The 14,369-nt window shown below is 63.8% G+C and carries 15 protein-coding genes; 7 read left to right on the top strand and 8 right to left on the bottom strand.

Annotated elements, in window-relative coordinates:
* Positions 1 to 6: 6 nt before the first annotated feature.
* Together ACXIQ9_RS05190 and ACXIQ9_RS05185 are read right to left on the bottom strand one after the other, a co-directional pair.
* Positions 7 to 204, bottom strand: a complete 198-nt coding sequence (locus ACXIQ9_RS05190) for a hypothetical protein (RefSeq protein ID WP_296420585.1) — start codon at positions 202 to 204, stop codon at positions 7 to 9.
* A 27-nt stretch (positions 205 to 231) separates the two neighbouring features.
* Positions 232 to 393 carry a hypothetical protein gene (locus ACXIQ9_RS05185; RefSeq protein ID WP_156797755.1) on the bottom strand — a complete coding sequence of 54 codons (162 nt, stop codon included), beginning with the start codon at positions 391 to 393 and terminating at the stop codon, positions 232 to 234.
* Between the two features lie 132 nt (positions 394 to 525).
* On the opposite strand from ACXIQ9_RS05185, the gene ACXIQ9_RS05180 reads away from it, so the two are divergent.
* Positions 526 to 993 (top strand): nitrate reductase associated protein, encoded by a 468-nt coding sequence (locus ACXIQ9_RS05180; RefSeq protein ID WP_247476690.1) that lies wholly within the window; start codon positions 526 to 528, stop codon positions 991 to 993.
* Here ACXIQ9_RS05180 and ACXIQ9_RS05175 read toward each other — a convergent pair.
* Positions 974 to 3,205, bottom strand: coding sequence for a molybdopterin oxidoreductase family protein (locus ACXIQ9_RS05175; protein ID WP_247476689.1), 2,232 nt, complete (start codon positions 3,203 to 3,205; stop codon positions 974 to 976). The two genes, ACXIQ9_RS05180 and ACXIQ9_RS05175, sit on opposite strands and share 20 nt — an antisense overlap.
* A gap of 80 nt (positions 3,206 to 3,285) precedes the next feature.
* Entirely contained in the window at positions 3,286 to 4,839 is a 1,554-nt protein-coding gene (locus ACXIQ9_RS05170) for a NarK family nitrate/nitrite MFS transporter (protein WP_424163344.1), read from the bottom strand.
* Positions 4,840 to 5,106: 267 nt separating this feature from the next.
* Here ACXIQ9_RS05170 and ACXIQ9_RS05165 point away from each other — a divergent pair, with 267 nt between their 5' ends.
* Positions 5,107 to 5,694, top strand: a complete 588-nt coding sequence (locus ACXIQ9_RS05165; protein ID WP_459015966.1) for a molybdenum cofactor guanylyltransferase — start codon at positions 5,107 to 5,109, stop codon at positions 5,692 to 5,694.
* On the top strand, positions 5,691 to 6,719 hold the full coding sequence (gene moaA / locus ACXIQ9_RS05160) for a GTP 3',8-cyclase MoaA (protein ID WP_459015965.1): 1,029 nt from the start codon (positions 5,691 to 5,693) through the stop codon (positions 6,717 to 6,719). The genes ACXIQ9_RS05165 and moaA overlap by 4 nt, the downstream gene beginning before the upstream one ends.
* Here moaA and ACXIQ9_RS05155 read toward each other — a convergent pair.
* Both ACXIQ9_RS05155 and moaB read right to left on the bottom strand, forming a co-directional pair.
* Positions 6,716 to 7,489, bottom strand: a complete 774-nt coding sequence (locus ACXIQ9_RS05155; protein ID WP_459015964.1) for a TSUP family transporter — start codon at positions 7,487 to 7,489, stop codon at positions 6,716 to 6,718. The genes moaA and ACXIQ9_RS05155 overlap by 4 nt on opposite strands.
* Positions 7,486 to 7,989 carry a molybdenum cofactor biosynthesis protein B gene (gene moaB / locus ACXIQ9_RS05150; protein WP_459015963.1) on the bottom strand — a complete coding sequence of 168 codons (504 nt, stop codon included), beginning with the start codon at positions 7,987 to 7,989 and terminating at the stop codon, positions 7,486 to 7,488. Before moaB ends, ACXIQ9_RS05155 begins: the two co-directional genes overlap by 4 nt.
* 65 nt (positions 7,990 to 8,054) lie before the next feature.
* Between moaB and moaD the strand changes: the two genes are divergently transcribed.
* Entirely contained in the window at positions 8,055 to 8,303 is a 249-nt protein-coding gene (gene moaD, locus ACXIQ9_RS05145; RefSeq protein WP_424163350.1) for a molybdopterin converting factor subunit 1, read from the top strand.
* Positions 8,303 to 8,776: a molybdenum cofactor biosynthesis protein MoaE gene (locus ACXIQ9_RS05140; RefSeq protein WP_459015962.1), complete on the top strand. Its 474-nt coding sequence runs from the start codon at positions 8,303 to 8,305 to the stop codon at positions 8,774 to 8,776. The genes moaD and ACXIQ9_RS05140 overlap by 1 nt, the downstream gene beginning before the upstream one ends.
* Positions 8,777 to 8,780: 4 nt before the next feature.
* Here the strand turns inward: ACXIQ9_RS05140 and ACXIQ9_RS05135 are convergent, their stop codons facing one another.
* Both ACXIQ9_RS05135 and moaC read right to left on the bottom strand, forming a co-directional pair.
* Complete coding sequence (locus ACXIQ9_RS05135) at positions 8,781 to 10,016, bottom strand: molybdopterin molybdotransferase MoeA (RefSeq protein WP_459015961.1); 1,236 nt, start codon at positions 10,014 to 10,016, stop codon at positions 8,781 to 8,783.
* Positions 10,009 to 10,527 carry a cyclic pyranopterin monophosphate synthase MoaC gene (gene moaC, locus ACXIQ9_RS05130; protein WP_459015960.1) on the bottom strand — a complete coding sequence of 173 codons (519 nt, stop codon included), beginning with the start codon at positions 10,525 to 10,527 and terminating at the stop codon, positions 10,009 to 10,011. Before moaC ends, ACXIQ9_RS05135 begins: the two co-directional genes overlap by 8 nt.
* A gap of 288 nt (positions 10,528 to 10,815) precedes the next feature.
* Between moaC and ACXIQ9_RS05125 the strand changes: the two genes are divergently transcribed.
* Both ACXIQ9_RS05125 and ppk1 read left to right on the top strand, forming a co-directional pair.
* Positions 10,816 to 12,057: a tetracycline resistance MFS efflux pump gene (locus ACXIQ9_RS05125; RefSeq protein WP_010313804.1), complete on the top strand. Its 1,242-nt coding sequence runs from the start codon at positions 10,816 to 10,818 to the stop codon at positions 12,055 to 12,057.
* Positions 12,058 to 12,105: 48 nt separating this feature from the next.
* A complete protein-coding gene (gene ppk1 / locus ACXIQ9_RS05120; protein WP_459015959.1) occupies positions 12,106 to 14,250 on the top strand; it encodes a polyphosphate kinase 1 in 2,145 nt (714 codons plus the stop codon).
* Positions 14,251 to 14,369: the final 119 nt, after the last annotated feature.

Genomic DNA, 14,369 nt, shown 5'->3' with positions numbered 1-14,369 from the left:
AACCAATCAGCGCTCGCCCAGCACCTGCCACATCGCCGCTTGGCCAGCAATCACGGGCTGCACCGACGCGGGTGCGGAAGCCGAGATGGAGGCACTACGGATGAGTTGGACGCCCAAGGAGGCGACAACAAAGGCTCCTAGGAAACCTGTGGCGATCGTCAGGGGATGGCGGCCCTGAACCGCAACTCCAGTTTTGGTTGCCATGACGGCATGGGGGATTCAACCCATCCACTATGGAGACGTCAGCCAACCCTCGCCAGCTGAACCGGTCCAAAACGTTGTGGACGCCGCCGGCGCCATGGACCAGGCGGCCGCCCCTGCGAGAAGTCGATCGCTGCTCACCCAGCCGTGGGAACTGCCCAGCAGAACCCCAAGAGCAACGGCCAGACGCATGGTGAATGGAAGAATTGAAGGGAGTTTGAAGAGACCAACGCACCGATTTGGCCGCCGTTGACACCAAACCCATCCGCCGGGAGCAAGCAATCCTCAGAAGCGTCAAAATCACTACCAGAACGACGTCTGGCCGTGACAACTGAGGCCCCCTCAGCAAGCCATTGCTTTGACTTTGAAAGCGATTTCATCGGCAACTGGCGCTGCATTCCCCTCTGCGTGCGCCGCAAGCTGGACCTCTGCGGCATCAAGCTCAAGCTCAACCATTGGCTCGCCCTCAACCAAGACGAGCGGCAAACACTTGTCGACTGGCTCGACACCCAAGACGCGCTTGAGCAACTGGGGGAGCACCTCTTGAGTCGCACGGAGGCCATGGCCGACGGTCAGGCCAAAACGCTGCCGATCGCCAGCGGCGAGCCCTGGCAAAACCCGCAGCAGATTCCCGAGGTCTTGATTGAGGCCGCGCAACTCCGCGGCATCCCCCTGCAAACAGAGCAATGGGTCGCGCTCAACGAATTAGAGCGGTTTGCCCTGTGCAAGCTGGCCAGGCCAGGGCATGACCACCACAACTTGGAGGCCGCCTTCAGCGAAGTGCTGGGCTGAACCAGCGCCGCAGGGCCTCCAGGCGCCCCGCCTCCTGCTCCACCGGTTTGACCACCGACACCGCCGGGGCAACGATGACCGCGCAGGCCTTGAGTTCAGGCTGCTTGGAGACGGGGCAGGCCTGATCGTGCATCAAGGTATTGGCCTCGCAGGCCTTCTCCTGGGTAAACCCCCAATGCATCGGAAGAAACACCGACCCCCGGCGGATGCGATCGGTGACTTTGACGTTGGCGGTGATATGTCCGCGGCGTGAACTCACAGCCGCCAACTCCCCATCCCGCAGCTTGAGCTCAAGGGCATCTTGGGGGTGAATCTCAAGCAGCGGTTCGGGATGCATGGTCTGCAGCCGATCGACCTTTCCCGTGCGGGTCATGGTGTGCCATTGACCGAGATACCGGCCCACGGTGAGCACCAGTGGATAGGTCTCGCAGGGAGGTTCCGCTAATCCCAGGGGTTGGTCGATGCAGAAGCGAGCACGTCCCGAGGGTGTCGCGAATTGATGGTCGCTGTAGAGCCGCTTGGCCTCGGTGGTGGCTGAACTGCCCGCCGGGAAGGGCCACTGCTGGGGGCCGGCCTCCTCCAACAGGGCATGACTCAAGCCAGAGACATCACAGAGACGCCCGGCCGTGAGCTGACTGAATTCCGCGTACACCTCAGCCGCGGAGTCGTAGCTGAACTGCTCCTCAAAGCCCAGGCGCCGACCCACCTCCGCGAACACCTCCCAGTCGGGCCGGCTCTCGCCGTGGCGAGGGCGATAGGCCGGGCAATAGGTGACCCTGCGCTCGGAATTGGTCATCGCACCGGCCTTCTCGCTCCACTGGGCCGCCGGCAAGACCAGGTGGGCGTAGTGAGCCGTTTCCGTGTCGGCGTAGGCATCGCTCACCACCACCAGAGGGCAGCGCCGCATCGCAGCTTTGACGCGATCGAGGTCCGGCAGGCTCACCAGGGGATTCGTTGCGGCCACCCACCAGAGATCCAGCTCGCCGCGCTCCATGGCCTCCACCTGCTGCCAGGCCGCCAAGCCCGGCGTCGCCGCGATGCTGCCGGCGGGGAGTCCCCAGGCCTGCTCAACCTCCTGACGGTGTTCGGCGTTGGTCACCAGGCGGTACCCCGGCAACAGATGGGACAGGCCCCCGGCCTCCCGGCCTCCCATGGCGTTGGGCTGCCCCGTCAATGAAAAGGGTCCCGCTCCCTCTTTGCCGATCTGACCGGTGAGCAGGTGAAGGTTGATCAGGCCGCCGACCACCGCGGTGCCCTCGCGCCGCTGATTGACCCCCATCGACCAGAGACTGAGGACCCGCTCACGCCGGTGAAACAGCTCCGCCACCTCCCGCAGCCGTTTTTCTGGGATGTTGCAAAAGCGGGCGACCTTTCGGGGCGTCCAACGGGCCGCGACATCAAAAAAAGCGTCGTAGTTCTCGGTGTGGTCGTCGATGAACGCCGGGTCTTGACCGTTCTCCCGCAGCACCAGATGGGCCAGACCGTGGAGCAGCGCCAGATCAGTGCCCGGGGCGATGGGCAGATGAATGTCAGCGGCCTTGGCTGTGTCCGTTGAGCGGGGATCGACCACCACGATCGTGACGCTGCCTGGATTGCGTTTTTTGCGCTTCAACAGACGCTGGAACAGGACCGGGTGGCACTCCGCGGTGTTGGTTCCAATCAGGAAAGCCACCGAGCAGTGGTCCAGATCCTCGTAACAGGCAGGGGGGCCATCGGAGCCGAGGCTGCGGGTATAGCCCGCCACCGCGGAGCTCATGCAAAGCCGGGAATTGGCATCGAAGTTGTTGGTGCCCAACGCACCCTTCAACAACTTCTGGGCCAGGTAATAGTCCTCGGTGTGGAACTGGCCAGAGCCGTACATGGCAATGGCGTCAGCCCCCTTGGTGGCCAAGGTGCTGCGGATCCGGCCCACCAGCAGGTCCATGGCCTGCTCCCACCGGATGGGTTGAAACGGGTCGTCCAGGCTGGAGCGATAGAGCGGCTCCCGGAGACGCCCACGGTCCAAGGTCTCGCCGACGGTCGCACCCTTGATGCAGACCTGGCCCAGGCTTGAGGGGTGCTGGCGATCGCCCCGCGCGGTCCAGATCGGATTGCCCTCGGCGTCGCGCTTGACCGCCTGACCGGGCAAAGCCGGCGGAATCAGCTCAAGCCCACAACCAACACCGCAATAGGGGCATTGGCTACGCACGTTGCCGGAAGCGGACTGGGCCATGACCAGGAACGAAACAAGGTCGAAAGAAAAAGGGGCGGCTCGTGATGGCCGCCCCCTGAGAACCCCAGCGACGGGGAGGATTAGGCGTTGACGAGAGCCTTCTCGTCCGCATGCTCTTCAGCGAAGGAGCCCTTGGGCTCTTTCAGGAAGAAGAAGCAGAGGAAAGCGACGATCAATCCCGCAGTACCGAGGATTTGGAAGAAGGCGCTGTTGGAGGAGGCAACGATCTCCGCAGAGGGATCTTTGCCACCACCCATCCACATCGGCAGCAGGCTGAAGATCGTCAGGTAAGCAACCGCACCAACGTTGCCGTAGGCGCCCACAAGACCTGCGATCTGCCCCGTCACACGCTTCTTGACCAGCGGCACCATCGCGAAGGTCGCACCTTCACCGGCCTGGACGAAGAACGAGGCCAGCATCGTGATCAACACCGCGACGGTGATGCCCAGGGAGCCGGAGAACGCGCCGGGCTTGATCATGCTCATGATCAAGTAACCAATGCCCAAGCCACCGGTCAGGAAGGCCATGGTGTTTTTGCGGCTGCCGAGCTTGTCGGAAATCAGACCGCCACCGGGACGAGCCACCAAGTTCACAAAGGCAAAACAGGACGCCAGGATGCCGGCTGTTGCCTTCGGCAGATCAAACGTGGTCTCAAAGAAGGTCGGCAGCATGGAGACAACCGCCAACTCAGATCCGAAGTTCACGATGTAGGTGAGCTCCAGAATGGCGACCTGCTTGAACTCGTAGCGATCTTCCTTGGGATATTGCTTAACGCCGTTGATTAGATCGCGGTTGGTGCGAATAATGCCCCAGGTCTGGAAGCCGAACCAAACCAGAACTGCCAGGAGCGCCAGGGGATAGGTGCCGGCGTTCAGGAAGCCAACTTTTTGCAGGCGCCAGCAGAGCACGCAGAGAATGGCCGCAAAGGGAACATTCATGCCCAGCAAGCCCCAGAAGTCCCGCATAGAAGTCACCTCAAGACCAGCAGACTTGGCCGGCTTTTGGTAGGCCTTACCGGGGGGAGTATCAGTGACGCTAAAGAAGTAGATCACCCCATAGACGGCCGAAATAATGCCGGTCAGAGCAATCGCACCACGCCAATTCAAAATGGCGCCGGTGGGCAGCTCGAAGCCACCCGAGAAGGACAGGAAGCCAGCAAGGGCGACAAGAGTCAGCGCAGAGAAGGCCGAGCCAAAGTTGCCCCAACCGCCGTAGATCCCTTCCGCCAGCCCGATTTCCTTGGGCGGGAACCATTCGGCCACCATGCGGATACCGATCACAAAGCCAGCACCAACGATGGAGAGCAGCAGACGAGCAACCACCAGTTGATTGAAGTCCTGCGCTGATGCAAACAGCAGGCAGGGGATCACCGAGAAGACAAGAATCGCCGAGTAGGTCTTACGGGGACCGAACTTATCCAGCAGCATGCCGATGAGCACGCGAGCAGGAATTGTGAGGGCAACGTTGCAGATCGCAACGGTACGGATTTGACCAAGGTCGAGGCCAAGATCGGCCTTAACCGTTGTAGCCAGTGGAGCCAGGTTGAACCAGACGACAAACGTCAGGAAGAAGGCGAACCAGGTGAGATGAAGAGTGCGATATCTCCCCTGGAGCGACCAAAGATCGCCAAGCATGGAGGACAGGGACAGTGGAGTAAGCCCAGGCCTTCAAAAAGCAGCGACCGGGGGAATCGCGCATCAAGCGCTGACGGAATTGGACCACCCGAGAGCCACCCCAACGGGTAACGACTGCTACCAAAGATCAATCCAGGCCGCGGACCGGACGCGGGCTAATCAATGCAATCAACCAGGCTTATCGCCTGTCCGAGCAACAAGGCCCAGGGATTTGTTTGGTAGCAACAGCGACATTAAGAGCGGTTCCCAGCGCTACATCGTGCAGGCATGACTCCAGTGCGGATCCATGGCGCCGTGCTCTGCGGCGGTGCGAGCCGGCGCATGGGCCAAGACAAGGCAGCACTCCCGCACCCCGATGGCGGGAGCTGGCTTTCACGCACTGCGGAGCTCCTCAGTCGAGTCTGTGAATCGGTCGCGGTTTGCAGCCAATACCCAAGCCATGCGGCATTGGTGGCCGGGCTCGAGCGGGTCCACCTCACCCTGGAGCCCCCGCCTGCCCAAGGCCCCCTCAGGGCCCTTGCACACGTGCTTTCCAGCACAGGCGACAGCGCTGTGCTGATCGCTCCGGTGGACATGCCCAGCCTGAGCCGAGAGACGCTGGAGTCGCTGATCACCCAGTGGGAGCTCGCGCCAGGCCAGGCTGCGGTGGCCCATGACGGCCAACAGCTGCAGCCCCTGCTGGGGATCTACCCGGGTGGAGCCAAGCAGCGCAGCACCCTCGCCCAGGCGCTAGAGGCGGGGGAGCGGCGCTGGCAGGGCTGGCTCGCCACCATCCCCCATCAAGCTGTGGTGCTTCCTGCCCAGCAACTCCTCAATGCGAACACGCCTACGGAGCGAGCCAGGCTGATGCCATGAGCCCAGGACCGGCCGCCGATCAACTTCAGCGTCCCCTTGGGGTCCTGCGGCTCTCCTTGACCGCGCGCTGCAACTTGGCTTGCCCCTACTGCCAACCGGACGGGGAAGAAGCACCAGACCGACTGACAACGGAGCAGCGTCTGCGGGTGATCGAAGCGGCCTGCAGCCTGGGGGTCAGCAGCCTGCGCCTAACCGGTGGGGAACCGCTGCTGACACCTGATCTGGAGGACTTACTGGAGGCCATCGGCCTCGCAAGAAGGCATGCCAACAGCCCCCTGCGGGACTTGAGCGACATCGCGTTAACGACCAATGGCCTGCTGCTCAGCCCTGAGCGAGCCCAGCGGCTGCGGCGAGCAGGGTTGCAGCGCATCACCATCAGCCTTGATGCCGTCGCGCCTGAGCGTGTCGGGGAGATGAGCGGCCGACCGCACCAGGGAGCACAGCTCCTGCAGCAGGTCTTGGCGGCCATCGCCGCGGCCAAGGCCGCTGGATTTGATCCCGCCGTTGGCGCGCTGAAGCTCAACAGCGTGATCCAGCGGGGACGCAACGACGATCAATTGCTACCTCTCGCCGCCCTCGCCCGCGACCAGGCCCTGGAGTTGCGGCTGATCGAAACCATGGATGTGGGCAACCGCAACGGCTGGTCCCCCGAGCAGGTCGTGCCCGCTGCCGAAATGATCGAGCGCCTGGGCAGCCAATGGCCCCTGGAGCCCCTGGGACGCCCTACCCATGGCACCGCCAGCCGCTGGCGTTACAGCGATGGCCGCGGGGCCGTTGCCGTCGTGGCCTCCATCACGCAACCGTTCTGCGGCGACTGCAACCGGCTGCGGGTCACAGCCAATGGCATGGCCTACACCTGCCTGTTTGCCTCGCAGGGCCAAGACCTCAAGCCTTGGCTACAGACCCCGGAAAGCCTTCGCCAAGCGATCGGCCAGCTCTGGAGCCACCGCCGAGATCGCTACAGCGAAGAACGTGCCTCGCGCCTGGCGCAGCCCAAAGCCGAGATGGCCTATCTGGGGGGCTAAAACCAAGCCAACAGACCCGACAACTTGAAGCTGGCCAACAGCAGCACCAACGCCAGCAGTCGACGAATCCAGACCTCTTGAAACCGCCGGCTGCCGCACCAGCTCCCCAAGGCTCCTGCCAAGGCCACCAGGGGCAACGGGGCCAGCAGAACTGGCACGGGCGGCAGAGCAGAAGCGCCATAGCTCAGCAGCCAACCACTGAAACCCGCCAGGGAGTTGCACCAGATAAAGGCCGCTGAGACTCCGGCCGCCAGGCGAATGGGAAGCCAACCCGCCAGCAGCACGAGGGGAGTCAAGAAGATCCCTCCCCCGGTTCCACTCAACCCAGCCAACAGACCCAGCAGGGCTCCGGTGCACAAGACCGAGGGGAGTGGAGGCAGGTCCACGGCCGCCGCCGCAGGCGCCGCCGTCGGCCGCCAAAGCCGCAGGGCCGAAAAGAGCAACACCACAGCCAAAAACAGGCTCAAGCCATCGCTCGGCAGCTGCCAACTCCCACCCAGCAGCGCCGCGGGAATCGAGCAGGAGAGCAGGGGCAGCAGGAAACGGCGCTGGACGACAACCGGCAGGTGGCCATCGCGGTAAAAACGCCAACTGGCCAGGCTCGCCACCACCAGATTCATCACCAAGGCCATCGGCCGAATCCACTCCAGCGGCGCGGCGAAGAGGGCCAGGCTGGCGATGTAGCCAGAGGCGCCCGCATGGCCAACGCAGGCATACAAAAAGGCGATGAGCCCCAGGGCCAAGAGCAGCCCGGGCTCCAGCGCAGTCATGGGGCCTCGGTCAGGCGCGGCAGCAACTGCACCAAGTTGCAGGGACGGGTCGCCCCATCCAACTGAGCGGAGATCAGGCGATCCCAAGCCGTTTCCACCGCATCCAGGGAACCCGGCAGAACAAACACGACCGTGCCATTGGCCACACCCGCCAAACAGCGGCTCTGGAGACTGCTGGTGCCGATGGTGTCAAACGACAACACACGGAAGAGCTCGCCAAACCCCTCAATGCGTTTATCGAGCAAGGGCTCCACGGCCTCCGGAGTCCCGTCCCGCCCGGTCAAGCCGGTCCCGCCACTGGTGATCACCACCTGCACCGCCTCATCGGCGATCCAACGGCTGAGTTCGGCGCGGATGCGGTAGCGGTTGTCCGGCACCAGGCGACGCTCCTGCAGAACATGGCCCGCCGCCTCCAGCCGCTGCTGCAGGGCATCGCCAGAGCGATCCTCGGCAAGGGTCCGCGTATCGGAGACGGTCAGCAGCGCAATCGAAAGGCCCACGCGCGGGATCAAGGGGTCCGTTGATGCTGCCAAACCCCGATCGTCCGCTGGGTAGCGTTTGAACCATGGGCTCCAGCGCACCCGGCTCGATTCGCATCCGCCTGTTCGCCAGCCTGCGGGAGCAGGCGGGTTGGGCGGAGCGTCAATGGCTGCTCGAGCAGCCCACCACCGCCGAAGAGCTCTGGCGGACGCTGGAGTTGCCCGGGGCCATGGACGCGGTCCGGGTGGCCATCAATCAACGCTTTGCCAGCGCCGAGACGCCTCTGCAGAACGGAGACGAGTTGGCCTTTCTGCCACCGATCTCTGGGGGCTAATGGAGCAGCCCATCGCGATTCAGATTCGACTGCACCTGGAGCGGTTTGAGCCGCTGATCTCCCTACAGCAGTGGGAACAACAGCTGCTCGAGGCGGGCCACCAGCGGGCGGCGGCCTGCAGTTCGTTCATCGGCCGTGTGCGCGCCGGCCAAGCCAATGCCAGCAGCGCCAGTGCCGTTATCGCCCTCGAACTTGAGCACTACCCCGGGATGACCGAGGCGGAACTCCAACGCATTGCCGAATCCGTCGGCAAGCGCCATGGCGCCTTGGCCTGCCTGATCGAACACCGCGTCGGCCGCATCGCGGTGAACGACGCCATCGTCTGTGTCGCGGTCTGGGCCGACCGACGCGGGCCAGCCCAACGGTGCTGCCAAGAGCTGCTCGAGGAGCTCAAGCACAACGCCCCCTTTTGGAAGCGGGAATGGACCGCCGATGGATCCAGCCAGTGGATCGAGGGCAACACCCCGCTCTAGGGCTTCAAAAAATCGGCAGCCGCAGGAGCTGGGCCCAGAGCTCCGCACCCGCCTCCAAGCTCCCCAGCTCCGCGGGAATCTCCAAGAGCAAATCCGCCTGCGCCAGGGAGCCAATCCGGGAGGACGCCTGGGAACCCGCGACCCGGGCCAACAAGCGACCGTCATCGGCCACCACCAAGGACGCCCGGGCCAATTCAGGGCGCCCCGAACCGCGCCGCAGGGGATGCTCCAACTGAACCCGCAGACGCGGCAGCAGCGCAACCTCAGCCCCCTCCAGCCGTTGCAGCGCCGGCCAGAGCAACTGCAGGGCCGTCACGGCGGCGGCCACGGGATTGCCCGGCAGGCCGAAGAAGGGCCTCCCAGCCACCGTTCCCCAGGCCAAGGGACGACCGGGTTTGAGGAACAACTTCCAGAACCGCACCTCCCCCAGTTCCGCCACCAAGGGCCGGATCCAATCGGTATCCCCCGCAGAAACGCCGCCGGTGCTCACCACCACATCAGCGTTCGCCGCCAGCTCGAGCAGGGCCTGACGCAACGGCTCGGGCTGGTCGCCAACCACCCTCTGCACGGCAACCCCGTAGCCCAGGCGTTGCAACAGGGCGCAAAGCAACGTCGAGTTGCTTTCCCAGATCTCCCCCAACTGCCGGGGCTCACCGGGGGGAAGTAACTCATCGCCACTAATCAGCAGACCCACGCGCGGCCGTGACCAAACCCGGCACTGCTGCACGCCACAACTGGCCAGGCGCGCCAACTCCGCTACACCCAAGCGATCCCCGGCCTGGGCCAAGACCCCGCCCGCGGCCGCCTCTTCATCCATGGCGCGGATCCAGGGGTTGACCCCGCAGGCCTTCAGCAAACGGAGCTGGCCATCACAGGCCTCCACCAATTCCTGGGGCAACACCCAACCGCTTCCCTCAGGGACGACAGCCCCCGTCAGGACACGAACGGCCTGTCCCGGCTGCAGGCTCTCGCGAAACGGTGCCCCCGCGGCGGAGCGTCCCATCAGCTGCCAGGAGTCCCCCGGCTCAGGCGGCTCAGAGCCGGCGATGGCATAGCCATCCATGATCGAAGCGCGGAAACCTGGCACGGCTTCCGCCGCATGAAGCGTTTCCGCCAGGGTGCGGCCCAGACAGTCCGGCAGGGGCAAGGACTCCGAGAGCCCCAAGGGTTGCAGCGCCTCCAAGACCAGGGCCCGGGCCTGATCCAGGGGAAGCCCTTCGCGGGGATAGGGCTCAGTCATCACGCTGCCAATCGCCACGCCGCCCGCCGGTCTTGCTCAGGAGGCGCACGGGACCAATCGTCATGGCGGGATCGACCGCTTTAACCATGTCGTAGAGGGTGAGCAGGCCCACCTGCACGGCGGTCAGCGCTTCCATCTCCACACCGGTCACACCGGTGGTGCGGGCCGAGGCCTCGATGCGAAACCCATCCGCCACGGGCTCAATCGCCACGGAGACCCCGCTTAAGGGCAGGGGATGGCACAGGGGAATGAGTTCCCAGGTCCGCTTCGCCCCCTGAATCGCCGCGACCCGAGCAACGGCCAGAACATCCCCTTTGGCAGCACGCCCCTCCACCACCAGGGCCAGAGCCTCCGCCGAGAGCTGAATAAACCCCTCCGCAACGGCTACACGATCACTCACGGCGCGGCCACCCACATCCACCATGTGGGCCTCCCCGCTGGCATTGAGGTGACTCAGACCAGAAGGAGTGGAACTCACCGTGAATCGATCGCGCGAACCATCACGATGCATCCTGCCCGGAGCGAATCCAAAACCTAAAAACGTTCACTTCTGACGAGCGCAATCGAGACAGGGGGCATATCTTTCGCGCACCCAGCGGTTCATCTCATGCTTGTCAAAGGCGGGACTGGATCCTTTTCGATGGTGGGTGGCCTGGTGATGAGTTCACCGCAGCGCCAGTACCCCCGATCCGCACAGTCCTTTTCCCTGCGTCAGTTCATCCTGAAGCTGATCCGACGGATCCACTAAGGAGCGCTCAAGCCTCCATGGGAAGGTGAGGCAAACACTGGGGACATCCCTGTGAGCTGGAAACGGCCCTCCACCTCTCTCTGCGCGTTCCTCACGCTGCTGAATGATCGGCTCGGGGAAAGCATTGTTTTCCCCTTGCTGCCGTTCCTGCTGGCGAGCTTCACGGACAACGGCCGCACCCTGGGACTGCTGGCCGGGAGTTACGCGATCGCCCAATTCGCCGTCACCCCCCTGATTGGCTCCCTGAGCGATCGCTTTGGCCGCAAACCCGTCATCGGCATTTGTGTGGCGGGCTCGGTGCTCGGCTTGAGCCTCTTTGCGATCACGGTCAGCATTGATTGGCAGGCCATTCCCTGGGCCGCCGGGACGAGCCTTCCCCTGATCCTGCTGTTTACCGCCCGACTCATTGATGGGGTGAGCGGCGGCACCGCCGCCACGGCCGGGGCAGTGCTCGCGGATATCTCGACCCCAGAAAACCGTGCCAAGGCTTTTGGTCTGATTGGCGTGGCCTTCGGCCTGGGCTTCATCCTGGGCCCCGCCTTTGGCGGCCTGCTCTCCCAGACCAATGTCACCCTGCCGGTTTGGGCCGCCGCGGCCTTCGCCCTGATCAACCTGGTGCTGGTGCTGCTGCTGTTGCCAGAAACCCACCCGCCCGAGGCGCGGCTGGCGATGCCACGCAAACGGGACCTCAATCCCTTGATCGCCCTGCAGAAGGTGTTCACCAACCCCCAAGTGCGGCGCTTGTGTGGGGCGTTCTTTCTCTTTTTTCTTGCCTTCAACGGCTTCACAGCCGTGCTGGTCCTCTATTTCAAACAGGCCTTTGATTGGGGACCGGGCTTAGCCGCTAATGCCTTCTTGGTGGTCGGCATCGTGGCGACGGTCGTCCAGGGGGGCTTGATCGGACCTCTGGTGAAACGCTTTGGCGAATGGCGACTGACCCTGGCTGGCTTGGGCTTCGTGATCGCCGGCTGCCTGCTGGTGCCGATGGCCACCGCCGACAACGCCACCCGTGTCGTCTTCCCCGCCGTTGCGATCCTGGCGCTCGGTACCGGCCTGGTCACCCCCTGCCTGCGGGCCCTGGTATCCAGGCGCCTGGATGACTCCGGCCAGGGGGCAGCCCTGGGAAGCCTTCAGGGCCTCCAGAGCCTGGGCAGTTTTATCGGCCCTCCCCTCGCCGGCCTGGCCTACGACGTGGTGGGACAACGCAGTCCCTTCTGGCTGGGCATCACGGTGCTCGCGGGGGTCGCAGCCCTGGTGGCTGGAGGCCTGCCGCGTCGCGAGCAACACGCCTGAGATCCCTTCTGATTGCTACGTTGATCAGCAGAAAGTGATGGGTCATCCATGGCTGATCCAGTGGTTGCTCCGGAGCTCTACATCAATCGGGAGCTCAGCTGGATCGCCTTCAACCAGAGGGTGCTGGCCCAAGCCCTGAGCGAGCACACGCCGCTGCTGGAGCAGGCCAAATTCAGCGCGATCTTCAGCAATAACCTCGACGAATTTTTCATGGTCCGTGTGGCTTCACTGAAGTCACAGGTGGAAGCAGGCGTTCAGACCCTGAGCGACGACGGACTAACCCCCACCCAACAGCTGGCGCTGGTGCGCAAAGAACTCGCACCGCTGCTGCAGCAACAACAGGCCCACTACCGCCACTACCTGAAGCACCAGCTGGCCGAGGCCGGCGTCCATCTTCTCGACTACCGGGGACTGAATCAGAAGCAGAAGGCCTGGGTCAACGACTACTTCCAGCGCGCCATCTTCCCGGTGCTCACGCCCCTGGCGGTGGACCCGGCGCACCCCTTCCCCTTCATCAGCAACCTGAGCTTGAACATCGCGGCCTTAATCCGCGATCCCGATAGCGGCGTTCAACAATTCGCCCGGGTCAAGGTCCCGCAAAAGAACCTGCCGCGGTTTGTCGAACTGCCGGCCGAACTGAGCACCACCGAACCGCAACCGGTCTTCACCGCCGTCCCCCTGGAGCAGGTGGTGGCCTTCAACCTGCAGCTGCTCTTCCCTGGGATGGAAGTGGAAGGGCACTACTTCTTCCGGGTCACCCGAGATGCGGACCTGGAATTACGGGACCTGGAAGCCGACGACCTGATGGAGGCCCTGCAGCAGGGCCTGCGCAAACGACGGATGGGCGGGGAGGTGGTGCGCCTGGAGGTCGCCGATGAGATGCCTGATGCCGTGGTGGAACTGCTGTTGGAGGGCACCGGCGTTGAACCGGAGGATCTCTATCGGGTCGGCGGTCCGCTGGGCCTCGATGACCTGATGAGCCTGCTGGCCATTCCGCTGCCGGCCCTGAAGGATGCCCCGCACCGGGGCCGCACTCCCACCAGCCTGGCCAGGGCTCAGAAGAGCCTCCTGGAGGACGGCTCGATTAAGGCCGAGGAATTCACCAGCATCTTCTCGGTGCTGCGCCGCGGTGACGTGCTCCTGCACCACCCGTTTGACCTGTTTTCCACCTCCGTCGAGGAGTTCATCAATCAGGCCGCCGATGACCCCTCGGTGCTGGCCATCAAGATGACTCTCTATCGGGTCTCGAAAGACTCCCCGATCATTGCCGCCCTGATTCGCGCCTCAGAGAACGGCAAGCAGGTGATGGTGCTGGTCGAGCTCAAGGCACGCTTCGACGAGGACAACAACATTCAGTGGGCCCGCCAACTGGAGCGCTCAGGCGTCCACGTGGTCTACGGGGTGATCGGCCTGAAAACCCACACCAAGATCACGCTGGTGGTGCGCAAGGAAAAGGATTTGCTGCGCAGCTACTGCCACATCGGCACAGGCAACTACAACTCCAAAACCGCAGCCCTCTACACGGACCTGGGTCTGCTCTCCGCCCGGCCGGAACTGGGGCAGGACCTGGCCGAACTGTTCAACTATCTGACGGGGTTCTCCAAGCAACAGGATTTCCGGCGCCTCCTGGTGGCGCCGGTGAGCCTGCGGCGCCGCATGCAAGAACTCATCCGACGGGAGATCGAGCACGCCAAGGCCGGTCAGCCCGCCGCCATCAAGGCCAAGATGAATGCCCTGGTGGACCCGCGCATCATCGCCCTGCTCTACGAGGCCTCCCAAGCAGGTGTCCAGGTCGACCTCGTGGTGCGCGGGATGTGCAGCTTGCGGCCTGGGCTGGCGGGTGTCAGCGACAACATCAGGGTGAGCAGCGTCATTGGTCGCTTCCTGGAGCACTCCCGTCTGTTCTGGTTCGAGAACGGCGGCAAGCACGAGACGTATATCGGCAGTGCCGACTGGATGGGTCGCAATCTCGACCGGCGCGTCGAAGCGGTGGTCCCCATCGAAGATCCCGATCTACACGAACGGCTGACACGGCTGATCGACAGCTATCTCAATGACAACTGCACAGCCTGGGACATGCAGAGCGATGGCAGCTTCAGCCGCCGCATTCCCGAAGAGGACAACATCGCCGTGCAAGCCAACTTGATCGATGGCTGGAGAAAGGGCCTGATCCCTGTCGAGGCGGGCGCGTAGCGAGGGCTACAAACAGAAAGAAAAACGAACGAAAAGGCCTTAGTAAGTCTTCCAATTCCTGACATCTCGCAGTGGCCAGGAGTGCTACATTCCGGCCAAATCAATTCGTTTTGCGGCCT

The sequence above is a fragment of the Synechococcus sp. LTW-G genome (assembly GCF_054459035.1).
Note: the sequence above shows the minus strand (reverse complement) of the source record. Positions and strands in the feature narration are given on the sequence as shown.